Origin of the sequence: Streptomyces humidus (assembly GCF_014649655.1) — a bacterium.
In the GTDB taxonomy this organism is placed as follows: Bacteria; Actinomycetota; Actinomycetes; order Streptomycetales; family Streptomycetaceae; genus Streptomyces; species Streptomyces humidus.
The window spans coordinates 94,917-121,328 of record NZ_BMTL01000009.1 but is presented as its reverse complement, the minus strand read 5'-3'; the positions used below and the strand labels follow the sequence as shown (position 1 = coordinate 121,328).

General features: G+C 70.5%; 10 protein-coding genes, 1 tRNA gene and 1 pseudogene. 2 read left to right on the top strand and 10 right to left on the bottom strand.

Features of this window, described 5'->3' with window-relative positions:
- Window positions 1-236: 236 nt before the first annotated feature.
- From IE239_RS12865 to IE239_RS12850, 4 genes are all read right to left on the bottom strand, one after another.
- Window positions 237-764, bottom strand: a complete 528-nt coding sequence (locus tag IE239_RS12865; protein WP_190149397.1) for a hypothetical protein — start codon at window positions 762-764, stop codon at window positions 237-239.
- Between the two features lie 182 nt (window positions 765-946).
- On the bottom strand, window positions 947-1,369 hold the full coding sequence (locus IE239_RS12860; RefSeq protein ID WP_190149396.1) for a hypothetical protein: 423 nt from the start codon (window positions 1,367-1,369) through the stop codon (window positions 947-949).
- Window positions 1,370-1,588: 219 nt separating this feature from the next.
- On the bottom strand, window positions 1,589-2,053 hold the full coding sequence (locus tag IE239_RS12855) for a hypothetical protein (RefSeq protein WP_190149395.1): 465 nt from the start codon (window positions 2,051-2,053) through the stop codon (window positions 1,589-1,591).
- Window positions 2,050-9,831 (bottom strand): ricin-type beta-trefoil lectin domain protein, encoded by a 7,782-nt coding sequence (locus IE239_RS12850; protein WP_190149394.1) that lies wholly within the window; start codon window positions 9,829-9,831, stop codon window positions 2,050-2,052. The genes IE239_RS12855 and IE239_RS12850 overlap by 4 nt, the downstream gene beginning before the upstream one ends.
- 306 nt (window positions 9,832-10,137) lie before the next feature.
- Between IE239_RS12850 and IE239_RS12845 the strand changes: the two genes are divergently transcribed.
- A complete protein-coding gene (locus IE239_RS12845) occupies window positions 10,138-14,553 on the top strand; it encodes a LamG domain-containing protein (protein ID WP_190149393.1) in 4,416 nt (1,471 codons plus the stop codon).
- Between the two features lie 309 nt (window positions 14,554-14,862).
- Window positions 14,863-15,291, top strand: a pseudogene (locus IE239_RS12840) (DedA family protein); the annotation flags it as partial.
- A gap of 513 nt (window positions 15,292-15,804) precedes the next feature.
- On the opposite strand, the gene IE239_RS12835 reads toward IE239_RS12840, so the two are convergent.
- The 6 genes from IE239_RS12835 to IE239_RS12810 form a co-directional block, all read right to left on the bottom strand.
- Window positions 15,805-15,878: transfer RNA gene (locus tag IE239_RS12835), tRNA-Thr, on the bottom strand.
- A 107-nt stretch (window positions 15,879-15,985) separates the two neighbouring features.
- Entirely contained in the window at window positions 15,986-17,569 is a 1,584-nt protein-coding gene (locus IE239_RS12830; protein ID WP_190149392.1) for an alpha/beta hydrolase, read from the bottom strand.
- Window positions 17,570-17,865: 296 nt separating this feature from the next.
- Window positions 17,866-19,071, bottom strand: coding sequence for a DNA polymerase III subunit delta' (locus IE239_RS12825; protein ID WP_190149391.1), 1,206 nt, complete (start codon window positions 19,069-19,071; stop codon window positions 17,866-17,868).
- 214 nt (window positions 19,072-19,285) lie between these two features.
- Window positions 19,286-22,591, bottom strand: a complete 3,306-nt coding sequence (gene tmk / locus IE239_RS12820; RefSeq protein WP_190149390.1) for a dTMP kinase — start codon at window positions 22,589-22,591, stop codon at window positions 19,286-19,288.
- A 141-nt stretch (window positions 22,592-22,732) separates the two neighbouring features.
- Entirely contained in the window at window positions 22,733-25,573 is a 2,841-nt protein-coding gene (gene topA / locus IE239_RS12815; RefSeq protein WP_190149389.1) for a type I DNA topoisomerase, read from the bottom strand.
- Window positions 25,574-25,931: 358 nt separating this feature from the next.
- Window positions 25,932-26,129 carry a hypothetical protein gene (locus IE239_RS12810; protein WP_190149388.1) on the bottom strand — a complete coding sequence of 66 codons (198 nt, stop codon included), beginning with the start codon at window positions 26,127-26,129 and terminating at the stop codon, window positions 25,932-25,934.
- Window positions 26,130-26,412 lie beyond the last annotated feature (283 nt).

The window sequence follows — 26,412 nt, the reverse complement described above, 5'->3', positions numbered from 1 at the left end:
CGCTGATCGTCTCCCTCTGATGCCACTCGCTCAGCCGCGGTTGCTGTCTACACGGTCCGAAGGCGTCCGGCTCCCCATGCGCTCCCCACCACTTGACGAAACGGCTGCGCCGGGATGAGTTATCCATCATTGACGACATGCGAGATCAGGCTGCGGAATTCGCACAGGCGAGACGGCACCCGTCAGGTCCAGGCTCCTCACTCGCCATGATCACGCTGGTGAGCAGCTCACCTGCTTCACCAGCCTGTCGGTCCGTGACGCTTCGCCCGCTTCTGAATCCGACCCTTCAGATTGGCGTCGAAATACTCGAAGCGTTCCCGATCGTTGTCCACCACATCCAGGACGAGCCTCGCAAGCAGCGCCCGGCCGGTCGCGTATTCCTGGTAGAGCGTCCAGAGGCCCTCCCGGGCCGCGATCTGGCAGTCGATCTCGATCTCAACTGCGCCTGCCTCAACCTCGGTCCAGTGGGACTCCCCGCCGACACAAGCGCCGAGGTCGTCCAGGAGCCTGCTGCGTACATCCTCCCAGAGGGGCTCGTTCAGGGCCGCCACGACCATCGAGGAGACGGGAACCGCCACCTCGAAGAGGAGCGACTGGATGTAGACGTGGCCCTCTAGGGATGCCTCCGCCACCTCCTGCGGCGTCGTCGCTTCGACCAAGGCCGCGAAGGTCTCGGGGATATGCGCGCCGGTCTTGCCGCAGCCACACCGCAGGGAAGCCCAGTCGACCCGTTCGGCCTGGATCAGCGACGCTCTGATGCCCATGTTGTGCACTCCCCATCGCCCCGTCCCACTTCAGCGCGCGCCGGCAGTCTCGCACCGAATCGCGTCCCAGCCGTGCTCCAACTCCGTGTGAGCGAAACCCAGCGACCTGTCCGGAGGTTCAGCCGGTCAGATAGTCGGGCAGTTTGATCCGACCCGAGTCCCGGTAGGCATACAGCCGTTCCTCATCCGTCTCGATCGCCCTCAGGACGTAGTAAGCGTTGGCGACGATGCCAGGGGAGGCACCCGTCCACACATCCCGGTACAGCAGCCACAACCCCTGCCGGGCGATCTCCTGGCACCTCTCCTCCGAGCTCGCCGTCGTTGAACACCAGCGCACCGAGCAGATCCAGGCACACGAACCTCGCCCCGGGGGACAGTTCACCCGCGAGCGCCGCCATCAGCACCGAGGCGACGGCTTCCGCCGGCTGCTGCGGGATCGACTGAATCAGGGCGTGGTTCTCGATGTGCAGCGCCCGCGCTTCCTCCTCAGACTGGGCCTTGGCCAGCCGCCGTAGATCACCGGCCAGATGTACAGCCGACTTCGTACAGCCACACTCGAACGACGCCCAGTCGTACCGGCCGATCTCCACATCGATCAATCGCATGAGCGCCTCCGCGCTTGGGCCAAGGCGCCACTTCGCCGTCTCACGGGACCTAGAAATCGAACCCCTCCGGCGGCCTCGCAAGTCCCGCCGCCAGGCCGGGTGGCTTCGCCACAGTTCGTGTTAGACACCCCATTGCATTTGAGGTGGCGAGGAGCCATAGATCCCGTCGCCAACGCTGCCGTACCTGACCAGATGATCCCCAAGGGAACAATGGTCAAATCATCGATACCTCAGTCGGTGATAATATTCCCGGAAAAGATCCATCAGGCTGCGAAAAACCCGGGACTTCGCTGGATTCGCAAGCCATCGCTCATAGAATTCATCCTGCTCCACCACAGTACCGACATCACTCAGGCTAGCCGGGGCGAATATCCAGGCCTTCTTTCTTGCCTCCCGGTTCGGCTCGAGTAGATAGACGAATTCACCTTGAGTCGTATCGCTCAGCATGCCAGATGGGCGCGCGTTCACCATTGATCCTGCGCACAAAACCTGGTATCCATCCGCATGCAAGGAAATCCGGAGGCTCCTCAGTGCATCAAACCAGTCGGAACCGGAGCCGCGCCGCTCGGCGCCCGCAATATCGTGCGTGACGATGCTGAAGGTGTCTCCGCTGACGCATTCGAAAACCCAGACGGCCGAGTGGCCATCCGCCCCCACCACCGGCAGGTCCACTGACTCTTTCATCGCTTGCCCTCAAAGTTCGGATTGTAGACCCAGTCACCCGAGGGCATAAGCCCTCGATACGGACGAGCGCGATAGATGTACTTTGCATCGATTCTGCTGACGTAGGCTATCTCGTACTCTCCATGGAAGACTGATTGGTTGCCGAGGGTGGCATTGACATCAATACCCTCCTCGGGTGACCGGATCTCGTACATCCAGCCGTCCCATATCCCCTTCTGCTTGTCGACCGTGAACCCGGCAGCCGACGTGCGGCGGGTTGATGTGCTGACGACGTTCGCAGACTGCTTGTACCACACGTAGTCTTTCAGGGTTGCTGTGCCGTCCTTGGCATCGAATCCCTGCTTGAAGATGTGGTCCGGTCCCCGATCGGCCCCCCGCTCACCTCTGTAGACCTTCTTGGGAGTGCTGGTCTTTATGGGTTTGCCTGGCACACCGGTATCGATGTCGCTGGGCTTGGCTGCAGTTGCTTCGGCTTTCTCGGCCTGTCCTTGGGCGTTGGCGCGTTTGAGCGCCGCCAGGTCCGCGACGTCGGAGGCGGCCTCGTCGACGGCCTTGGCACCAGCGCCCGCCGCGGCGGCAGCGTCGCCCTCGACGACTCCCTCCGCCGCCCCTTCCGCGTCGCCCACCACACCGCGCTCGGCGGCTCCGAGACCACCGCCTTCGAGACCGCCGCCCGAGACGACACCGCCGGCCGTCTGGCAGGAAGCGTCGTGGTCCGCGCCGCCTCCGCTGAGCCAGAACTCACAGTTGACCAGGTCGTACGCCGTCTTGACGAGGCTGACGACGACAGCGGTGACGAAGTTGTGCGGGGCCGGCGGGTACGGCCCCGGAGTGGGCGGCGCGCCCGGCGAAGGCGACGGAGTCGGTGAAGCACCGCTGCTGCCGCTGCCGCCGCCGGTGTCGCCGCTTGAGGTAGTGGTGTCGTCCCCGCCGGAGTTGCTCGACGTCGTGCCGGTGTTCTGCCCGTACCCGTCACAGATGTCCTTGGGGCACAGGCCCGACGGGTCGGACTGCGTCGCCGGGTTGTCGCCTGCGTAGCTGTAGCCGCCCATCTGGTTGGGGTCGCCGGACTCGAAGACCGGGTCGGGGGTCAGGAAGCGGCCCAGGGCCGGGTCGTAGTTCCGGGCCCCCAGGAGGTCCAGTCCCGTGACCGAATCCGACGGCTTGCCCAGGTAGCCGTGGTTCTCGTCCGCCGCCACCCACGCCGACGGCTGGGTACCGCGCGCGTTGCCGTACGGGTCGTAGAAGCGGCGGGTCACGGCGAGGGTGGAGGCGTCGACGGCCGTCGTCGCCGTGCCCTGGGAGGTCGCCACCTGATAGGTGACCGACCCCGAGCTGGAGCGGGTGATCCGCGTCCCGTCCGGCCCCGCGTAGTACCGCAGTGCTGTGCACGTCTTCGCCGCGACGTCCAGCGTGAGCTGCTCCGCGCCGCCGAAGAGGTACAGGACACGCGTCTTGTCGGCGCCCCCGACGGACGCGGTCTGCTCCAGCAGGCCGCCGTCCGCGTCGTACAGGTAGGTGCTGGTACGGCTGGTGGTGCCGGACGGTGTGGTGACCGTCGCTGTACGGCCCTCGGCGTCGTAGGTGAACGTCTGGGTCTGGCCCGCCGGGAGCGCGCCCGTCGTGACCGTCGTCCAGGTCTGGCCCTTGCCGCCGCAGGTGGTGGCGGTGAGCTGGGTGCCCTTCGTCGCGCTGGCGCTCGGGTCGGTCAGGCAAAGGGTGCTCTTGGCCGCGTTGACCAGGGTCCCGGTCGACGTGACGCGCCACTTCTGGGTGGCGTCGGTGGAGCAGGCGTCCGCGACCACGCCCGCGCCGGATGTCGTCGAGTTGGCCGCCGTGTCCAGGCAGAAGCCGGCCGCCTTCACCGCGCCGTCGGTGCCGATCGTCCACTGCTGGGCGGCGGCGGACGAACTGCAGGTGTTGACCTCGACCTTGGAGCCCGAGCCGGTCTCCTCCACGCACAGCTTTCCGCCGCCGGTGAGCGTGAAGCCGGTCGTCAGAGGGCCCGTGGTCTTCGTCGCCCGGCTGGCCGTGTTGCCCGCATTTTTGCCGGTCGTCGCGTCGGTGTACGTCGGGGTCTGCGTGGCCGTGCCCGTGCCCGGGTTGGTCGTCGTGGTCGCGCCCGCCTGGTCCGGGTGCGTGGCGGCGGCCGTACCGTCCAGCCCCGGGTACGTCGTCGCCTGGGTGGTGTCCGCGAGTGCGTTGCCGCCCGAGTCGTGGTTCACCGTGCCCGTGCGGTCGCCCAGCAGGTCGTAGGTGTACGTCTGCCAGTACGGCGCCGGGCCGCCGACCGTCTTCGTCTTCACCGGGGCCGCGCTCGTCTGCACGGAGGCCGTGGCGCAGCCGCCGACCGCGCCGACCGGGGCGGTGCCCGAGCCGGTGATGCCGACGGTGTCCGTCCAGGCGGCGGTCAGCCGCTGGAACGAGTCGTAGCTGAAGCACTGTGTGTCGTGGGTGGTGTTGTTCTGGAGGTCGTCCGTCGCCGTGAGCTGGCCGGTCTGGTCGTAGCGGTAGTTGACGACGTCCAGGGCCGTGGTGGACGTCTGCAGCATGCTGGACGTCTGGGTGACCCGGCCGGTCGTCGCGTCGTACTGGGCGAAGGTCGCGAGTTCCTTGCCCGTGGGGCCGTAGTTGGTCTGCAGGACGCGGCCGAAGGGGTCGTGGACCGTGCCGTCCAGGTAGGACGGGGTGTTGGCGGCGTTGATGTAGCCGCCGAAGCCGTCCAGCGCGCCCTGCTGGGTGTAGCCGTAACCGATGCGCTCAGCGGGCAGGCCGCCGTCCGCCTGGTACTGGGTAGTCGCGAGCAGGCCCGTGGTGGGTGTGTAGGTCGAGGCCAGGCTGTACGTGACCGTGCCGCTGTCCTTGCCCGCGGCGCCCGGGAAGCCGTCCGCGGACGGGATCGTGAGGGTCGAACCCAGCGGCTGGTAGGCGGTGTTGTAGCCGGTGACGGCCTCGGTGTAGGCGCTGCCGTTCGCGCCGCCCAGGTAGCGGGTCGAGGACGTCGGGTAGCCCTTGAGGAGGGTGTCGTAGACCCGGGAGATCTGCTGCTTGGCGGGGTCGGGCGTGGCCGACCAAGGGGCCGCGTATGTCGCGGTGAGCCGGTTGTCCCAGTCGTAGGCGTACGACAGCACCTGGCCGCGCGCGTCGGTGGACTGGAGCAGGTTGCCGAGCACGTCGTACTTGTCGAAGCTCGTGGTCCCGGTGTTGGGGTCGGTCTGGGAGGTCCTCTGGCCGAGCGGGTCGTAGCTGTACGACCAGGTGTTGCCCGCGCTGTCCTTGATCGTGTCGATCTGTCCGGCGGGGGTGTAGGTGTAGCGGGTGGTGGCGTCGGCGGCGGGAACCGCGCCTGCGGTGCCCTGCTTCCAGAGCACGGCGGTGCCGTCGCTCGCGACGACCGCGAGGGTGGAGTCGGCCCGGACCTGGAGGGTGGCGCCGGTGGTCGCGGTCAGGCCGGTCGTCCACTTGGAGGTGCCGGCGGGGGTGTAGACGGCGAGGTTGCCGTCGGCGCCGAACTGGGCGTAGGCGCCCTGGTTTCCGCTGGTGCCGGAGGACCAGACGGTCTTGCCGGTCGCCAGCGCGGAGAGGACCAGGTTGCCGTCGGCCTGCATGGTCAGACGGACGCTGCCCGAGGTCAGCGAGGTGCCGGACGGGATGATGCTGCCGCCCTTGAGCGTGACCGTCGCGCCGGTGTTGCGCACCACCGACTTTGCCGTCTGGCCGAGGGCGTCGGTATACACGGCGGTCGCCCGGCCGCCGGCCGGCGGGGTGGAGTCGGTCTCGTCGGCGCCGGGGTAGGCGGTGGAGGTGCTCCACTGTTTGACGGCCTGGTGCCACAGGGTGCCGGTGGTGGCGCGGCCCTGGCCGTCGTACGTCGTGGTGGTCTCGGCGGGGATCTCGTTCTCGTTGGCCGCGTACAGGGTGGCGGACGGGGTGTGGTCCGGCTCCGAGTAGGGGGCGTACGAGGCGCTGGGCCAGCCGTGGGAGTCGTAGAAGGTGTCGGAGATGATCCGGCCGGAGTCGGAGTCGCCGTCGGCGGTCGTCTGGGCCTGGCGGGGCTGGAGCATCCCGTCGTAGATGCTGATCGACGTGGCGTAGGTGCCGTCCTCGCGCAGGGTGCGCGTGGTGACGGAGGTCGGGTCGCCGGGCTTGGTGATGGTGCCGCCGGGGGCGGGCACCGCGCCGGGGTTGATGGAGTATGCGAACGTCATGTCCGCGCTCTGCGTCGCCTTGTCGCGGCCGGGCAGCCAGACTGCGGTACGGCGTCCGAGGGCGTCGTAGGTGATGTCCGTGACGCGGTCGTTGGCGTCGACGTTGCGCAGAGGCTGGCCGCGCAGCGGGTCGAGGGTGGAAGTGACCTTCCACTGTTTCTGGTTGGTGGAGACGATGCTGGTGGGGTTGGTGTTCCCGCCCGCGCTGCTCCACTTGGGCAGGTAGTCGGTGTGGGTGCCCTTGCCGGTTGCGTCGAGGGCGTCGGTGACGCGGCCCGCCCCGTCGTAGGCGATACCGCTGGTGGTGCGCCAGTTCTCGGTGCCGTCGGTGGCGAAGCCGGTGGCGACCTGGGTGCCCGTGACGTGCGGCTGGGCGACCATGCCGTAGGCGCCGAGGGCGGTGACGGAACCGTCGCCGTCGTAGTAGACCTTCTTGTCGGAGAGCAGCGTGTCGGCGCCGGCCTTGGTGCCGCACGGCCCGGAGACCGCGGTGATGCGGTCCGGGTAGGCGAGCAGCATGGTGTTGCCGGCCGAGGAGGCCGGGTCGGCGTACTGCGTGGTGCTGCACTTCTCCTGCGTGGCCACGGAGACGTCGCCGTGCGCGTCGACCGTCTGGACACGGCCCCGGTCGTCGTAGGCCGTGTCGGTGCGGGTGTGCCGCCAGGTTCCGTCGGCGAGGAGAGCGTAGCCGTGCGTCTGGGCGGACTTGACCCGTCGGGCGGTGAGGTCGGGCAGGGTGGCCTTGTCCGGTGCGGTCTCGCCCGGGTGGTCCTCCTGGGTCCAGGCGGTCCACGAGGTGCGGTCGGCGTGCGCCGTGGTGGTGAAGGCGAACGGGCCGTTGACAGTGGAGGCGTTCACCGTGCCGCCGGAGGCGGTGTAGGTGTCCGACTGCAGGGCGGTTCCGGCGAACTGGTCGGCGTCGGTGACCGTCTCAACGGTCTTGCCGCCGACCGTGGCGTCCACGCTGACGGAGCGGCGGCTGCCGTCGGCCTTGTAGTCGCCGTCCATGCCCTGGAGGTAGGTGGTGGTCAGCTGGGTGACCGGCTCGGGCGCCTTTCCGGTGCGCACGGTGACGGTGCGGAAGCCGCGGAACTGGTCCCAGGTGCGGTACTGGTCGTCCGTGAGGTCGGAGTCGTCGCGGTGCCAGGCGGCACCCGAGTAGGCGTAGGTGTAGACGTGCGCCTCGGAGCCCGCCGGGATCTTGGAGGCGTCCGGGTTGTACTGCGCGGCGATCGTCAGGTCGGCGGCGGTGACGCTGTGGACGGTGACCTTGTTGAACCAGTCGGCGATCGGTTTGGAGGCGCCTGGGACCGTCCAGTACACGGGGTAGCAGGAGTTGGTGTTGGAATCGGCGTGCTCGATGTCGAGCGTCTTGCCCGCGCACGGGGTCTGGTTGTACTCGACGGTGATCGACTCGCCGGTCTCCGTCTGGATGTTGGAGATCCGCGGCCGGTACAGCGGAGGGGCGGACGGCGAGTCGTCGTCCACCCGGTTGTCGATCTCTGTGCCGGTGAACGACACCTGGTTCAGTGTGATGTCGCTGTTGCCGTTGCCGTAGGTGCCCTTGCCGGTGTGCTTGATGGACTGTAGCCACATCACGGCCTGGAGCGAGCCCGCGTCCTTGGGGTCGACGGTGGTTCCGGTGACCGGGTCGACCGTACCGCCCGCGTCGGAGTACACCTGCCCGAGGGCGTAGGAGTCGACCGGGACCAGTTTGTCGGTGTCGCCGTCCTTGACGCGCACCTTGGTGGTGATGGTGTCCAGCCGGGTCGTGGACCAGAACGTCGGCGACGAGACGATGCACACGTCGGTGGGGACCTTGGTGGCGTCGTCCGGCAGCTTGGTCTTGTCGGTCGCGTCGCAGTGCAGGTCCCACGGCACATCCGGCCAGTGCGGCGCCGTGTTGTCGTCCAGGTTCCCGGCCGAGCAGTCGGTGAAGGAGGACGTGGTCTGGCAGCGCTGCTTGGAGGCGAACACCACCTGCGAGGACGGGGTACGGCCCGCCTGCTCGTCGTCCAGCGTGTAGCCGTACGAGATGGAGGTGAGCGTTCCGCCGCGGGTGAACGAGGTGAGGGTGCCGGTGTCGTCACGGTCGTCGGTCGCTGCCGCCTGGCCGCCGCCGAGGTCGTAGTAGCCGGTCTCGGTGGAGTAGTCGTAGCGCTGCACGAAGCCGTTTGGCGAGACGACGAAGTCCAGGTTCCAGCGCCAGCCCTCGGGCTTGTCGCAGCGCGACTTCTTGCCGTCGGAGTCGCTGTGGCAGGGGTCGGAGGATCGTGGGTGCAGAACGGGGACGCCCCAGGCCGCGTGCGTGGAGTCGTCGCCGGAGTTCGAGGAGGCCAGGCCCTTGGTGCCGGGGCCGGTCGGTGAGTGGTCGGCCCCGAAGTAGGCGGCGGTGCCGTCGGTGGTCAGGACCCGGAAGTAGGTGCCGTCGTACAGGCCGTTGGCGGCACCCGACAGTTCCTGCACGACGGTGCCGTCGTCGCCCTGGAGCCGGAACTCCCTTGTTTCGCCCGGTACTCCGGAAGTGGCGGTGGGCACGAGGACGCCGGAGTGGGAGCCGAAGGATACGGTGGCGTTGCCGCCGCCCCAGCACTGGTCACCCGAACCCTTGAGGATCTTCTTCCCGTCGGAGTCGAGCAGCGAGCCGCACGAACGGTACGTCCGCTGCACGAAGCCCGGCTGGTAGCCCCAGCCGTCGCCGATCCAGGACGCCTGCGAGTTGCGGGCCGAGGTCTCCCCGTCCACCGACTGCGAGTCGTACGACAGCGCCACCGACGGGCCGGTGTCTCCGAGCCCCGCCGGTACCTGGACGGGATACGAGTAGGTGTAGGCACCGGTGCCGCTGGTCTGCCACGTTCCTTCGGGGGTCAGCGAGGTCGCCGAGTAGTCGCCCTGCGAGCCCCGGCTGCCCGAGGTGACGGCAATCGCCGAGTCGGCGGTGGTGGTCGCGGTGAGCTGGTTGGCGGTGGCCCGGTTGACGGCCTTCAGGGGTGTGGCGGTACGGCACTCCGCACGCTGAGGGGTCGTCAGGGCACAGGCCGGGAGCCGGGTGAGGGTGAGCCGGGAGCCGTAGCCGCCGCCGTAGGCCTTGGCGACGGCGGAGTAGTCGATGACGACACTCACCTTGTCGGTAAGGGACTTGGTGGCACCCAGTCCGACGAGGAGACCGGAGTCGGCGCCGGCGCGCAGGGCCTGGGCGCGGGAGGCAAGTCGGACGCCGACCTGGGGAGCGCTCCGCTGCCTGCCCGCCGACGCCACCCACACCGGCAGCGAACCCGCCTTGCTGGGCTCGTCCTTGAGGGCGACCGTGTGCGAACCTGCCTTCGGCCAGCCGGACTTGCCGACGGCTGTGTATCCGGTCAGCGGACGGTAGCCCTTGGGACGGACGGTCTTCGGACGGGTCAACTCGTGGTCGCCGACGGCGGGGGTCTCCGGCAGCGGTTTCGGCTTCCAGAAGTCGCCGTGGAAGACGTACGGCCCGATGCCGTCCTGCGCCACCGCCCCGGTCACCAGCAGCACCATCGCGGTGAAAAGGGCAGAGACGAGCGTCAGCGTTCTTCGCACACCCACCGTGTGAAGTCCCCCCGTATGAAACGGACATGGACGTCCGCTGTCTGAACAGTCACGTGGTCGGCGTGATCCAGGAAGGGAGGCTAGGAACCGAATTGACCCAGCCTCAAGACTTTTTGCCAAGACCATGACAAATGCGTGTTCGATTTTGGCTTTTGCTGTGTACGTTCTGTGCCGGGGGAGCGAACATCACCGCCGCACGCCCCGCCGCCGACGTCCTGACCATCGTCCGGCCGCGGGCCGCTTCGGGCGCGGATGGTCGCAGATCTCGCATCTGCTCTGTCCGCTGTGCGAAGGGGTTACTCCGTGCTGTCGTCATCCGTCCGCAGACTGGCGCTGCTTCCCGTGGCCGGTGTGCTGCTCGGCGCGCTCACCGTCCCGGCCGGCGCGGTCACCGCCGACGACCCGTCAGGCCCCACCGATCCGCTGCTCGTCGCCCAGGCGAAGGCGGTCGCCGACGGCACAGCCGTACCGGTCGACGCGCTCACCAGCGAGACCGACACCGTGACCGCCCAGCCGGACGGCACCTTCATCACGACGTCGACCATCCTGCCGGTGCGGGTACAGAGGGATGGCGACTGGGTGCCGGTGGACGCCACTCTCGTCGCCCGTGCCGATGGCACCTACTCCCCCAAGGCCACGCCCAGCGGCGTACGCCTCTCCGGTGGAGGCGGTGGGCCGCTGGCCACGCTCACCGATCCGGCCGGGCACAGCATGAGTCTGACCATGCCCTTCGCCCTGCCCACCCCCCGGGTCAGCGGCGACACGGCGCTGTACGCCTCCGTGCTGCCCGGCGTCGACCTGTCGGTCTCGGTGACGGACCAGGGCGGCTTCAGCGACGTACTGATCGTTCACGACGCACAGGCCGCCGCCGATCCGCGCGTGCGCACGCTCACGGTGGCGACGGACACGGACGGCCTCGACCTGGCGGCAACCCCTGCGGGCGGCATGACCGCCACAGCCATGGACGGCACGATGTCGTACACCAGTCCACGCCCTCTGATGTGGGACTCCGGCACGTCGACCGCGTCGGATGCGACGGCGGCCGTAAGTCCCGCGTCCTTCGTGCGGGCCGCCGCCGACACCCCCGCGGCCCCCTCGGACGCCTCCTCCGCCGCCGGCCCCGGCATCGGCGCCCAGATCGGCCAGGTCCCCATGACCACCGCCGCCGACGCCATCACCCTGGCCCCCGACACGTCGCTGCTCGACGACCCTGCCACGCACTACCCCGTGTACATCGACCCGTTCGAGAACCCGGTCACCAGCAAGTCCGGCGCCTTCGACGAGGTGTACTCCAGCTCCGCCTGCTCCGACGCCCCGCAGTACAACAAGCCCCAGACCAACGGTGAGGGCGTCGGCTACCAGCGCTGGGGCGGCCCCTGCGGGGTCGGGCTCGAGCGGTCGTACTACGCGGTCAACACCAGTGGCCTCGACCCGTCGATGGTGGTGATCAAGGCCGAGGTGAAGGTCAGCACCACCTTCGCGGCCAGCTTCGACTGCTCGCACGACCAGCCGATCACCCTGCACACCACGGGCGGCATCAACGCGAACACCGACTGGGAGCACCAGCCCGACACCCTCGACGACAACGGATACCCAGCGGTGAAGACCACCGTCCCCAGCGGGGCCAACGGCAACAGCAGCTGCTCCAACAGCACGGCGTCCTTCCGCGTGGACAAGCAGATCCAGAAGATCGCCGACGGCAACAAGGGCACCTGGACGATCGGCCTCTTCGGCAACGAGTCGAAGACCGGCTCCAACGACGACTACCTGCGCATGTCGCAGGTCCTCACCCTCACCACCGTCTTCGACATCCCGCCGGACATCCCCACCAAGCCGCGCACCACGCCCAAGCCGCTGGGCGCGGACGGCGACTGCGTCACCGGCGCCGCCGCGACCGGCTGGATCGGTGCCACGACGTACAGCGACGCGGGCAGCAACATCCAGCTGCACTCCACCGTCACCACGCACATCTCCGGCGAGCACGCCGAGGCGCACTACCACGTCTGGGACCGCACCGACCTCGACGCCGACGGCAACGCCGTGGACAAGGGCACTCCGGACAGCGGCATGGTGGCCTCCGGCCAGGACGCCGACGCACCGATCGGCTTCACCCTCAAGGACGGCCACGAGTACGGCTGGGACGTCTACGCCCAGGACAACTCTTCCATCAAGCTGAAGTCCGAGGTCAGCGACCACTGCTGGTTCGACACCGACTTCACCCCGCCGCAGACGCCGACGATCGCCGACAACCCGCACTTCCCGCCGGTGGGCAGCGGCGCCGGCGACACCTACGCGGGTGCCGATGTCAAGGCCGCCTTCGCGGTCTCCGCCGCCGACAATGCCCCGGCCGACACCTGCGACCCGGCCGGGTGCAAGGCCAGCGGCGTCGACCACTTCCTGTGGCAGCTCGACGGCCAGCCCACCGCCGCCACCGGCCACACCGCCAAGGTGACCTCGACGAGCGGCAGCATCGCCTCCGGCACCGTCAGCGCCCCTGTCATCAACTGGGGCGTGCACACGCTGTACGTCGCGGCGGTCGACCGGGCCGGGAACCTCTCCCAGAACCCGGTCGGCTACACCTTCACCGCACCCTGGGACCCGAAAACCAAGATCGCGCCCGGGGACGTCACGGGCGACGGCAGCCCCGACCTGCTCGCCACCACCAGCACCGGCGACCTCGAACTCATCCCCGGCGACAGCGACCCCGCCCAGTCACCCGTCCCGGCGCAGGACGGCCCGGTCACCGGCACCCCGCCCGCGGTCACCAGCCCGGTGATCGTCTCGACCGCCGCGGGCGCGCCCACCGGCACCTGGAACGACTACCTGATCGCCCATCGCGGCAACCTGCACGGCGACACCCACGACGACCTGCTCGCGTACAACAAGAAGACGCAAGCGCTGTACGTCGTGAAGAACGACCTCGACCCCAAGGACGACGGCTCCTTCCCTCGCACGCCGTACTCCACCTTCCCGGGTTTCGTCGGCCGCCGCTACGACGTGGTGACCAAGGACGCCTGCGAGGCCACCGACACCGTCCCCGCCGACCGCTGCGCCGAGGCGGGCTACGACCCGGCCAAGCCCTGGAGCCTCTCCCAACTGGTCGTCGACGGAGACGTGTACGGCAACGCCGACCACCCCGCAGTGATCACGGTCGAGAACAAGAAGCTGTGGCTCTACCAGTCCTACGGCATCAACCACCTCGGCCACCCGCTCCTGCTCGGCGACGGCGACTGGTCGGGCCTGACCCTGATCGCGCCCGGCCGGGTCGGTGGCGCCTTCTCCGTCGACGAGGACGGCAACGGCAAGCTCACCGGCGGCACGCCCACCCTGTGGGCTCGCGACGACTCCTCGGGCACCGTCTACACCTTCCCGATCGACGTCGCCGGCTCCGCCCTGCTGCCCCAACTGCTGCACGCCCCCGTCCGCACGGCGCTCGTCGCGGGCGTGAAGACGTCCTCCGGCGGCACGATCTGCCTGGACGACGCGAGCGCCCACACCGCCGACCACACCAGGATTCAGGTCTACACCTGCAACAACTCGCCGTCCCAGCAGTGGGTCCTGCACAACGACGGCTCTCTGCGCGTCCTCGGCAAGTGCCTCGACGTCACCGACGGCGGCACTGCCGACGGCACCCTGCTCCAGCTCTACAAGTGCACCGGCACCGGCTCCCAGAAGTGGACCACCGGCGCCTCGGGCAGCCTGGTCAACCCACAGTCCGGGAAGTGCCTGGACGACCCCCAGCAGAGCACCGCCAACGGCACCCAGGTCCAACTGCACACCTGTAACGGCACGGCCGCGCAGAACTGGACCGGCGGCACGACGCCGGGCTGGAACACCCACCCGGCCACGGGCCTGGGCGTCGTCCTGCCCCTCAAGCAGTACCCCACCGTCGCCTCCCCCGGCGATGTCAACAGCGCCTCCGGCGGCCCGGACGGCAAACCCGACCTGTACGCCACCGACACGGCCGGCCAGCTGACGGAGTACCCGGGCGCCGCACCCACCGGCACCACGGCCACCTTCTCGTCCCCCGTCTCCCTGGGCACGGTCACCGACACGGCAACCCACCGCTGGCCCCTCACGGACAGCAGCGGCACGACCGCCTCCGACTCCGTCGGCGGCCTCCCGGCGACACTCCACGGCGCGGCCTCCTGGAAAACCGACGCGACGCGCGGCCCGGCCCTGAACCTCACCGGCACCACGGGCTACGCCGACACGACGGGCCCGGGCGTGGACACCTCCCACGGCTTCACCGTCTCGGCATGGGTGAAGCTCAACTCCCTCGACGGAGGCAACTCCACCCTCGTCTCCCAGTCCGACGACCCGTCCGTGAACACGGCCAACGGCTTCCAGCTCTACTACTCCTCCGGCGGCGGTGTCTGGGCCTTCGGCCGGCGTACCGCAGACACGGCCACCGGCACCTGGACCGCCGCCTACGGTACGAAGGCCGTCGCGGGCAAATGGACCCGCCTGGTCGGCGTCTACGACCCGGACACCGACCGCCTGCTCCTGTACGTCAACGGCGCCCTCACCGCCACCAAGCCGTTCGACTCCGACTGGAACGCCACCGGCCCCGTCCAACTGGGCCGCCGCCTCTCCTCGGACGCCTACGGCGAGTACGCCAACGCCGCGCTCAGCGACGTCCGCCTCTACCCCACGGCTCTGCCCCCCGCAGACGCGGCGGCACCAGGAGGCAACTCAAAGCTGACACAGCTCGGCTGACTCCAAGGAGGGCCCCGAGGCTGCGGAAACGCACGCGAACGCCGGAGGCGGGCCGGAATCCGGCCCGCCCTCCCGAACGTAGCCAGGGGCGGAATGGAGCCGCTGTAACGAAGTGAGCGGTGGTGCTGCTCCGAGGGTGCGGGGCTGGCTGCAAGCACTCGCCGAGGCGGACGATGACCCGGTCGGCCGGGGCCGCTCCATCGTCTACGCCCTCTACGACAACCACGTCGCCGGGCTCTTGGAGCAGGCCCTCTTCCGCGTCGAACACCTGCGATTAGGCCTGCGCGACGGCAACGGTCCGCGTTCGGCCTGCTGGGCGTGGGTGTGGTGCTGTTCGCCGAGACCGGGCTGCTGATCGGTTTCTTCCTCCCGGGCGACTCGTTGTTGTTCACCGCAGGGCTGCTGTGCACCGGCGCCGCCGACCGCGGCCTGAAGCTGTCACTCGCCCCGCTCCTGGTCGCCGCGGCGATCGAGGCGCTGGCCGGCGCACAGTGCGGATATCTCCTGGGCCGAAGAGCGGGCGGCGCCCTGCTCGCCCGCAGCCGCTCGGCCCGCCTGCACGAGGGCGCGGAACGTGCGGAGGAACTGCTGGAGCGCTACGGCTACGCGAAGGCGATCGTGCTGGCCCGCTTCGTTCCGGTGGTGCGCACGGTCCTGAACCCGATGGCGGGCGCCCTGGGGGTGCCGGTGCGGACGTTCACCCTCTGGCAGGTGACCGGCGGACTGGTGTGGAGCCTTTCGTTTCCCCGGTGCATTCAGCATGAGACAGACCTTCAGCGACCCGTTCCCGCCAGGCCGCCGGTCGCTGGCGTGCCTCCCCGCACAGGTGACTGGTGTGGTGAGAGACCGAGTGCCATGTCCGAGCCGCAGCTGGCATCCACGTTGGGTGACAAGGATCCAAGACGGAGTGAGACCTGTCAGGACCGGACAGTCCCGACGCCGCCGATCGCCCCGTCGGAGATCGGTCCATTTCATCTGTTGTCCCATGGACAGCGACAGACCCCTGATGGAGTGTCAAGCACGTCTGTCCACCGGTTGTCCACCGGGGCCCTTCGCACGAGCCCACCCCACTCGCCCCGAACAAGCAAAAGGCCAGGTCAGAGACTTAGATCGCCTACGCCAACACAGAAACCACACCTCTGACCTACGCATTACGATACACAGACCACACATGCCCGATTGGCCCGGATTCCAAGGTCAACAGAAACAAGAAACCCCAGGTCACGGCGAGTGAGTCCTGGGGTTTCTCTGAGCCGCCTTCGGGATTCGAACCCGAGACCTACGCATTACGAGTGCGTTGCTCTGGCCATCTGAGCTAAGGCGGCGCGCTGTCCGCACTATGGTGCGATCAGCAACGTCGGTAAGTCTACACAGTTTCCGAGGGTGCTCCGAACCGGCCCGGGGCGCTGCAGACGGGGGGCCGACCGTGGGGTCATGAGCAGCGCTTTCCCTTCGCCGGAGGGGTTCCGTGGAGCAGGTAGGCGTTGATCGCGGAGTCGATGCAGACGCTGCCACGGCCGTAGGCGGTGTGGCCGTCGCTCTCGTAGGTGAGGAGGCGGCCCGAGGCGAGCTGGCTCGCGAGGGAGCGGGCCCACGGGTAGGGGGTCGCCGGGTCGCGGGTGGTGCCGACGACGACGATCGGGGCGGCGCCCTCGGCCTCGATGCGGTGGGGCACACCCGTGGGCCCGACCGGCCAGTACGCGCAGTTCAGTGAGGCCCAGGCGAGGCCCTCGCCGAAGACGGGGGACGCCTTCTCGAAGGACGGCAGCGCCTTCTCGACCTGCTCCGGGGTGCCGAAGGCCGTCGGGAGGTCCAGGCAGTTGACGGCCGCGTTGGCCGCCATCAGGTTGGCATAGCGGCCTTCCGGGCCGCGCTCGTAGTAGCCGTCGGAGAGGGCGAGCAGTCCCGCGCCGTCGTTCTCCTTGATCGCCGAGGTCAGCGCCTCGCGCAGCTGCTCCCACGTGCTCTCGTCGTACATCGCCGCGATCACGCCGGTCGTGGCGAGGGCCTCGCCGAGCTTGCGGCCGTCCTGGTCGCCGGTGGGGATCGGGTGCGCGTCGAGTCTGCGGAAGAAGGCCTTGAGGTCGGCGCCGACCCGGGCCGGCGTCGCGCCCTTCGCGCCCCCGCCGAGCGGACAGTCGGAGTGTTGCACGCAGTCCCTCGCGAACGACCGGAACGCCGTCTCGAAGCCCGCCGTCTGGTCCAGGTTCAGCCGCCGGGCGGGCAGCGACGGATCCATCGCGCCGTCCAGGACGAGCCGGCCCACCCGGTCCGGGAACAGGCCCGCGTACGTGGCGCCGAGGAACGTGCCGTACGACGCCCCCAGGTACGTCAGCCTCCGGTCGCCGAGGACCGCGCGCAGGAGGTCCATGTCCCGTGCCGCCTCCACGGTGGAGACATGCCGCAGCAGCTTCGGCGCGTGCGCTCCGCAGCCCTCCGCGAACTTCTTGTAGGCGTCGACCAGTCGGGTTCTCTCCTGTTGGTCGTCGGGGGTGGTGTCGGTCTGCGTGTACGCGTCCATCGCCCGCCCGTCGAGGCACTCCACGGGTTCGCTGCGGGCCACGCCTCTCGGGTCGACGGCGACCATGTCGTAACGGGCGCGGACCCCGGCGGGGTAGCCGACGCCGGCGTACTGCTGGAGGTAGCCGACCGCAGAGCCGCCCGGGCCGCCCGGGTTCACCAGCAGCGAGCCGAGCCGCTTGCCCGGACCCGTCGCCTTCTTGCGGGCGACGGCGAGCCGGATGTCGCCCGCGCCCGGCTCCGCATAGTCGAGCGGCGCCTTCATGGTGGCGCACCGGAAGCCGGGAACCCCGCAGTCGCGCCAGCTCAACTTCTGTCTGTAGTACGGCGAGAGCGCCGACGGCGTAGCCCTCGGCAGCGCGGCGAGCGCCGCCACCGCCGTGGAGCCGGCGGAGCTGGCCGGCTCGTCGGCGGAGCAGCCGGAGACGAGCAGCGCGGCGAGGGACAGCAGCGTGACGCCGGCACGAGACCTTCGGAGGGAACGCCTGATGTGCATTCAGCGAGCGTAACTCTGTGCGACGAGGTGAATGCCGTACGTGCGGTAAGTGCCACGGACGAGGTACCCCGTCAACCCTCGGTCGACGTGTTCCCTGCCGCCTTCGGACCGCTCACGGAGACGGCCTGCTCGCCAAGACGCAGCCCCCGATCCACTTGCGATCCTGCTTCCGATCCCGATGTCGGCCACCAGTGCCGGCCCCGCGCCTCGGCCCCGCTCTCAGGCCCCGTCCGGCCCTCGGTACCGGCCCCGGCCCCCGGCTCGGTCTGCCTCCGGGTCGGACACCGGCCTCCGGGTCAGCCCGCTCTCAGCGCCATCGTCATCGCCTCGACCGCCAGCAGCGGAGAGACGTTCCGGTCCAGGGCATCTCTGCACGCGGCGATGGCCTCGATCCGGCGCAGTGTCGACTCCGGTCTGCCGCCACGGGCGAGCCGCTCCAGCGCCTCCTCGGAGTCCGCGTTGGCGATCGCGACGCGGGATCCCAGCTGGAGCGCGAGGACGTCGCGGTAGAAGGCCGTCAGATCGGTGAGCGCGACGTCGAGGCTGTCGCGCTGCGTCCGCGTTCTGCGGCGCTTCTGCTTGTCCTCCAGGTCCTTCATCACGCCCGCCGTGCCGCGCGGCATCCGGCCGCCCTGTACCGCGCCCAGCGCCGCCTTCAGTTCCTCGGTCTCCTTGCCGTCCGTCTCCTCCGCGAGCTGCTTGGCGTCCTCGGCGGCCGCGTCGACCAGCTCCTGGGCCGCTCTGAGGCAGCCGCCGACGTCGTCGACGAGCAGGGGCAGCTTCAGCACGGCCGCTCGGCGCCGGCGCGCGGCGGGGTCGGTGGCGAGGCGCCGGGCCCGGTCGACGTGGCCCTGGGTGGCCCGGGCCGCGGCCGCGGCGACGGCCGGCTCGACGCCCTCGCGCCGTACGAGCATGTCGGCGACGGCGTCCACCGACGGCGTGCGCAGGTTCAGGTGCCGGCAGCGGGAGCGGATCGTGGGCAGCACGTCTTCCAGAGAGGGGGCGCACAGCAGCCAGACCGTGCGGGGCGCGGGCTCCTCCACGGCCTTCAGGACGGCGTTGGCGGACTTCTCGTTGAGGCGCTCGGCATCCTCGACGAGGATGACCTGCCAACGGCCCGTGGCGGGCGAGGTGTACGACTTGCGGACGGTGTCGCGCATGTCCTCCGCAAGGATCTGGGAGCCGACGGCCGCGACGGTGGTGACGTCGGCGTGGGTGCCGACGAGCGCCGTATGACAGCCGTCGCAGAATCCGCAGCCCGGGGTGCCGCCGAGCGCCCGGTCCGGACTCACGCACTGCAGCGCGGCGGCGAAGGCCCGCGCCACCTGGGTCCGGCCGGCGCCGGGCGGACCGGTGAACAGCCAGGCGTGCGTCATCCTCGACGCCTCGGGCGGGGCGGTGCGAGTGGTGGCCGCGGTGACGAGCGCGTCGGCGTCCCGAGCGGCGGCGGTCAGCTGCTCGCTCACCCTCTCCTGGCCGATGAGGTCGTCCCACACGGTCATGCTTCACCCGCCCTTTCGTCACGTTTCGCGCTGCGGGTTCCATTGTGCGGGGCGCCACTGACAATCGAGCCCGCTCGCCCCGGTCCCCGTCCCACCCGGTCCCCGGCCGGCCGTACGGGCAGACGCCCGGACGGCCGGACCGACCGCCGGACCGACGGGCGGCCCGGCGGCCCGGGGCTGAGCGGGTATGTGGCGCCCGGCGGCCGGGCCGCGCTCAGCGGCGTCGGCCCCGGCCCCGGCCCTCGTCGGGCCCGTCCTCGTCCCGGCGCGGCCCCAGCAGTTCGTCCGCGAGGGTCGGAAGATCGTCCAGCGGGGTCTCCTCGGCCCAGTCCGGACGCGGCCGCTGCCGGGGCTCGCCTTCCTCGTCGACCTGCGGAAGCTCACGGGTGCGGTCGTCGGCTCCGTCCGGCCGGGCCTCGCCGCGCTCGCTCCGCTCGTCCCGGAAGTAGCCCGGAGGCATCCGGTCCGAAAGACTGTCGTCCCGCACCGGGGGCAGCACGGCCGTCTCGTCCTCGGGGCCGGACAGGCGCCGATCACTCGGGCCGCTCCGGCCGTACCGGCCGCTCTGACCGACCTGGCCGCTCCGGTCACGCACCGGGGGCAGGACCGCCGTCTCGTCCGACGGCCCGTCGGACGCGTCCGTCGGCGCCGGCCGCGGGGGCTGCGGCAGTTCGGCCGTCACCTCGGCGTCGGCTCCCCCGGCGGGGGACGGCTTCGCGGAGGACTTCGCGGACGGACGGGAGGTCTGCTCGGGCTCCTTGTCCATCCGGACCGGCGGCAGAACCGCCGTCTCGTCCACCGGCCCGCCCGACGCGTTCGTCGGCGTCACCACCGGCGTCGGCACGGTCGAGGCCTCCGGCGGGACCGTCGGCGCAGGGGCCGGCGCGGGGCGCATCGGCTTCGGGCCGACCTGCGCCGCAGCGGCCGCCTGCTCCGCCGCGCGCCGGGCCTGCTCGGCCCGCAGGAGGGCCTCCTCGGCCTTGCGCTGCTTCTCCAGCCGACGGCTCTCGGCCTCGGCGCGCAGCCGGGCCTCTTCCTCGGCCTGCTTGCGCCGCCGCTCCTCCTCCGCCTTGCGGCGGGCCTCCTCCTCGGCGCGGGCCTTCTCCTCGGCGAGGAGCCGGACGCGCTCCTCCTCGGCACGCTTGCGCGCCTCCTCGGCACGCCGCCGCGCCTCCTCGGCCTGCCGTTCGGCCTCGCGCCGCTGCGCCTCCTCGAGCTCGCGCCGCTTGCGCTCCTCCTCCTCGGCGCGCAGCTTGGCGAGCTGCGCCTGGCGCTCACGCTCCAGGCGCTCCTCCTCGGCCTTGCGGGCTGCCTCTTCCTCGGCCTTGCGGCGGGCCTCCTCCTCGGCCTTGCGACGGGCCTCCGCCTGGGCCTTGATCTCGGCCTCGGACAGGGGCAGCAGCTGGTCGAGTCGGTGCCGGACGACGGATGTGACGGCGCCGGGGTCCTGCGCGGCGTCGACGACCAGATAGCGGCCGGGATCGGCGGCGGCCAGGGTGAGGAAGCCTGCGCGCACACGCGTGTGGAACTCCGCCGGCTCCGACTCGAGGCGGTCCGGCGCCTCCGTGAACCGCTCGCGGGCGGCCTCCGGGGACACGTCCAGCAGGACCGTCAGATGCGGCACCAGGCCGTCCGTCGCCCAGCGCGAGATCCGCGCGATCTCGGTCGGGGACAGGTCGCGGCCTGCGCCCTGGTAGGCCACGGACGAGTCGATGTACCGGTCGGTGATCACCACCGCGCCCCGCTCCAGGGCGGGCCGTACGACCGTGTCGACGTGCTCCGCGCGGTCCGCCGCGTACAGCAGGGCCTCCGCGCGGTGCGAGAGTCCGGCGCTGGACACGTCCAGCAGGATCGAGCGCAGCCGCTTGCCGACGGGCGTGGCCCCCGGCTCGCGCGTGAGGACGACCTCGTGGCCCTTGGCCCTGATCCACTCGGCGAGCGCCTCGGCCTGGGTGGACTTGCCGGCGCCGTCGCCGCCCTCCAGGGCGATGAAGAAGCCGTTCGCGGCCGGCGCCGTCACCGGGTCGTCGCCGCCCAGCAGCGCGTCCCGCAGGTCCTTTCGCAGGGGGACGCCTGCGCGGTCGTCGACCTTGGCGAGCACCAGCGCGGCCACCGGCAGCAGCAGCGCGCCGACCAGCACCAGCGTGAAGGCGGCCCCGCCGTGAGCGAAGACGAACCTGCCGTTCTCCAGCCGGTGCGGCCCGATGAGCGCCGCGACCAGCGGGGCAAGCACCGCGCCCAGCGCCACGAGGACCCGCACCACCGCGTGCAGGTGCTCGGTCGTCCGCGTGCGGCGGTGTTCCTCGGTCTCCTGGTCGAGCAGCGCGTGCCCGGTGTTGGCGGCGACGCCCGCGCCGACGCCCGCCAGGACCATGATCAGCAGCACGCTGGTGACGTCCGGGACCAGTCCGGCGGCGAGCAGCGCGACGCCGGTGAAGGCGATGGCCAGCGCGAGCAGCCGGCGCCGCGAGAGCGACACCAGCACCTTCGGCGCCGTCCGGACGCCGACCACGACTCCGCCGGTCAGGCCCAGGACGAGCAGCCCGTACAGCACCGGGCCGCCGCCCAGGTCCATGGCATGCAGCACGGCCACGGCGACGGCGGCGGAGATCGCGCCGGCGACGGAGGCGCAGGCAAGCACCATCAGCGGGATCACGCCCGTGCGGCCCGAGTCGACGCCGGTGGCGGTCCTGGGGCGGCGCAGGCCCTCGAGGGGGGACCGCGCGCGGGGGGTGCGCAGCGCCGGCAGCTCCAGGAAGGTCACGACGGACAGGGATCCGGCGAACAGTCCGCCGGCGACGTACGAGGCGAGGGCCGCGTGGTGCTGGTCGAACCAGGCGATCGCGGTGCCCAGAAGATTGTTGAACAGGGCGGCGACGACCAGCGTGGCCGCGCCCAGCGGGATCGTCAGGAAGCCCGTGCGCAGCGAGAGTCGGCGCAGGGCCTCCATGTGGTCGGGCAGCGGTCGTACGGTCGCGCCCTCCGGGGGCGGCGCGGGCAGCAGGGCGGGCGCCGCGCTCTCCCGCGCGACCGTCCAGAACCGCTCGGCGACGCCCGTCACGAACACCGTGACGAGCAGCAGGGCCAGGGCGTCGTCCGGCGTCCAGTCGATCCACAGCGGCGCGACGATCAGCAGCGCGGCGCGCAGACCGTCCGCACCGACCATGGTCCACCGGCGGTCGAGGGGACCTTCCGGTGAGGTCAGCGACGTCAACGGGCCCAGCAGGACGGCGCCGAAGAGGAGAGTGGCCAGAATCCGCACACCGAAGACGGTCGCCACTGCGAACGCCACGCCTCGGTAGCCGCCCCCGAAGGAGCCCTCGGCGATGGCCGCCTGGAGGACGAGGAGGACGAACACCAGGAGGGCGAGGGCGTCTCCGACCCCGCCCACCAGCTGTGCGCTCCAGAGGCGCTTGAGTTGCGGTTCGCGCAACAGGGCGCGCACGGCGCGCTCGCGGGAGTCGGCCACCAGGGCGTCGTCCGGGGCCGGGTGGGCCGTTGGCTGCTCGGCTCGCGTCATGCTTTCAGCCTATCGGCCGCGACTGACAGCCCGAGGCCCCCGCCCCTGCATACGACCACCCCGACACCAAAGTGATGCCGGGGCGTTCGTTTCGCGAACCTGCTGTGGAGGAACGGTGGCCGGACCGGGCCCGCCGGGCCGTCAGTCCTCCGCCGAGGACGACGGGGAGGCCGTCGCCTTCTTCGCGGCCGTCTTCTTGACGGTGGTCGTCTTCTTGGCGGCAGTCGTCGTCTTCGCGGTGGTCTTCTTGGCGGCGGTCTTCTTCGCCGGGGCCGCCTTCTTGGCCGTCGCCTTCTTCGCGGGCGCCTTCTTGGCCGTCTTCTTGGCCGGCGCCTTGGCGCGCTTCTCGGCGAGCAGCTCGTAGCCGCGCTCCGGGGTGATCTCCTCGACGCTGTCGCCCGAGCGCAGGGTCGCGTTGGTCTCCCCGTCGGTGACGTACGGCCCGAAGCGGCCGTCCTTGACGACGACGGGCTTTCCGCTGACCGGGTCCGCGCCCAGCTCCTTCAGCGGCGGCTTGGCAGCGGCCCGGCCCCGCTGCTTGGGCTGCGAGTAGATCTCCAGCGCTTCTTCGAGCGTGATCGTGAAGAGCTGGTCCTCGGTCTGCAGCGAGCGCGAGTCCGTGCCCTTCTTCAGGTACGGGCCGTAGCGGCCGTTCTGCGCGGTGATCTCCACGCCCTCGGCGTCCACGCCGACGACCCGTGGCAGCGACATCAGCTTGAGGGCGTCCGCCAGCGTGACCGTGTCCAGCGACATCGACTTGAACAGCGAGGCCGTGCGCGGCTTCACGGCGTTCTTGCCGGTCTTCGGGGTGCCCTCGGGGAGCACCTCGGTGACGTACGGGCCGTAGCGGCCGTCCCTGGCGATGATCTGGTGGCCCGACTCGGGGTCGGCGCCCAGCTCGAAGTCACCGCTCGGCTTGGCGAGCAGTTCCTCGGCGAGCTCGACGGACAGTTCGTCGGGCGCGAGGTCCTCGGGGATGTCCGCGCGCTGGTGGCCCTCGGAGTCCTTCTCGCCGCGCTCGATGTAGGGGCCGTAGCGGCCGACCCGCAGCACGATGCCGTCGCCCACCGGGAACGAGGACACCTCACGCGCGTCGATGGCGCCCAGGTCGGTCACCAGCTCCTTGAGGCCGCCGAGGTGGTCCCCGTCGCCGTTGCCTGCGTCCGCGGCTCCGCCCTCGCCCGTGCCTTCGCCGAAGTAGAACCGCTTAAGCCACGGCACGGCCCGCGCCTCACCACGGGCGATGCGGTCGAGGTCGTCCTCCATCCTGGCGGTGAAGTCGTAGTCGACGAGCCGCCCGAAGTGCTTCTCCAGGAGGTTGACCACGGCGAACGACAGGAAGGACGGGACGAGCGCCGTGCCCTTCTTGAAGACGTAACCGCGGTCGAGGATCGTGCCGATGATCGACGCGTACGTCGACGGCCGGCCGATCTCGCGCTCTTCGAGTTCCTTGACGAGGCTGGCCTCGGTGTAGCGGGCCGGGGGCTTGGTCGCGTGCCCGTCGACCGTGATCTCCTCGGCGGACAGCGCGTCGCCCTCGCCGACCTGGGGCAGGCGGCGCTCGCGGTCGTCCAGCTCGGCGTTCGGGTCGTCGGCGCCCTCGACGTACGCCTTCAGGAAGCCGTGGAAGGTGATGGTCTTGCCGGAGGCGCTGAACTCGACGTCCCGGCCGTCGGCCGCCGTGCCGGCGATCTTCACCGTCACGCTGTTGCCGGTGGCGTCCTTCATCTGGGAGGCGACCGTGCGCTTCCAGATCAGCTCGTAGAGCCTGAACTGGTCGCCGCTCAGGCCCGTCTCGGCGGGCGTGCGGAAACGATCACCCGAGGGGCGGATCGCCTCGTGCGCCTCCTGCGCGTTCTTGACCTTCCCGGCGTACGTGCGCGGCTGCGCCGGCAGGTAGTCGGCGCCGTACAGCTGCGTGACCTGGGCACGAGCGGCGGACACGGCGGTGTCGCTCAGCGTCGTGGAGTCGGTTCGCATGTACGTGATGAAGCCGTTCTCGTACAGCTTCTGGGCGACCTGCATGGTGGCCTTGGCGCCGAAGCCGAGCTTGCGGCTGGCCTCCTGCTGCAGCGTCGTCGTACGGAACGGGGCGTACGGCGAGCGCCGGTACGGCTTGGACTCGACGGACCGCACGGCGAACCGCGTGTTCTCCAGGGCGGCGGCCAGGGCGCGGGCGTTCGCCTCGTCGAGGTGGAGGGTGTTCGCGCTCTTGATCTGTCCCAGGGAGTCGAAGTCGCGGCCCTGCGCTACCCGCCTGCCGTCGACGGCCTGCAGGCGGGCGACCAGCGACGACGGGTCCGACGAATCACCCGCGCGGCCGGTCGCAAAGGTGCCCGTCAGGTCCCAGTACTCAGCAGAACGAAACGCGATGCGCTCGCGTTCCCGCTCGACGACGAGCCGGGTGGCGACGGACTGGACACGGCCGGCCGACAGGCGCGGCATGACCTTCTTCCACAGGACCGGCGAGACCTCGTAGCCGTAGAGGCGGTCGAGGATGCGGCGGGTCTCCTGGGCGTCGACGAGCTTCTGGTTGAGCTGGCGCGGGTTGGCGACGGCGGCCCGGATCGCGTCCTTGGTGATCTCGTGGAAGACCATCCGCTTGACGGGGATCTTCGGCTTGAGGACCTCCTGGAGGTGCCAGGCGATCGCCTCGCCCTCCCGGTCCTCATCGGTGGCGAGGAAGAGTTCGTCGGACTCCTTGAGCAGGTCCTTGAGCTTCTTGACCTGCGCCTTCTTGTCGGCATTGACGACATAGATGGGCTGGAAGTCATGTTCGACGTCCACGCCGAGGCGACGCACCTCGCCCGTGTACTGGTCCGGCACCTCCGCGGCGCCGTTGGGAAGGTCACGGATGTGCCCGACGCTGGCCTCGACGATGTAGCCGGGGCCGAGGTAACCCTTGATCGTCTTCGCCTTGGCAGGCGACTCGACGATCACGAGTCGGCGGCCGCCGTGTGCGGTCTCGCTGGTCGGGGACAACTTCGCTCTTCTCTCCGGATCGACGCTGGGGCCTCCCCAGGCCTTGCTCCCGGGGTCGGGTCATGGTGACGCTGCGGAGTGTGACGGTACATCCCGCCCCCGTGTCAAACGGGAAAAGCCCGCAACGGCCACTCGAACGGTAACCCGACTACCGCCATTCCTGCCGCCCGGAGTACCGACCGGTCCTTTTCCGTACGGCCGGAACATGTCGTCCCCTTTGCCTGCGGGACAGCTACGGGATCACGCGCACGCCACTCGAACGAAGATCCGGCAGCGTCCACGAAGACGGCCCGCCGCAGGTCCCGTCGGTGGTCCGCGCGGTGGTCGCGCCGTGTCCGGACATGATCCCCCGACGGTCTCAGAGGCGGATGAAGCACCACGCGCCGAGGGCCAGCGTGGCGACCGCGGCAAAGCCCGCCAGGGCCGCCGATGCGACGGGGCTCACATCCTGGGCCACCGGCTCGCCGTGCCGCACCCGCACCGCGGTCCACACCAGGAGCGCACCCCCGAACAGGACGAACACCATCCCCGCGAAGATCGTCGGCCCACTCTCCATGCGCGTCCCCGCCTCTGCTCTCCCGCTCCCGCACGCCCCGGCCCCGGGAGACTGGCACGCACGGGCGGCGACCCGGCGAACCCGAGGTGAACGCCGGGACTACGGGCGGGGGCGAAGGGCCGGGTATGCCCCCGAGCAGGCGCGACATCCGGGCCGGGGGGCGGTGCGAGGGCGCGGCGACGGCGGGGACGGGGGCGGGGGCGGGGGCGACGCATGCGGAAAGGGCGGGCGCGAGGAGCACGCCTCCGGGTGCAGCCCGGACCGCTCCGGGCCGGGCGCCGGC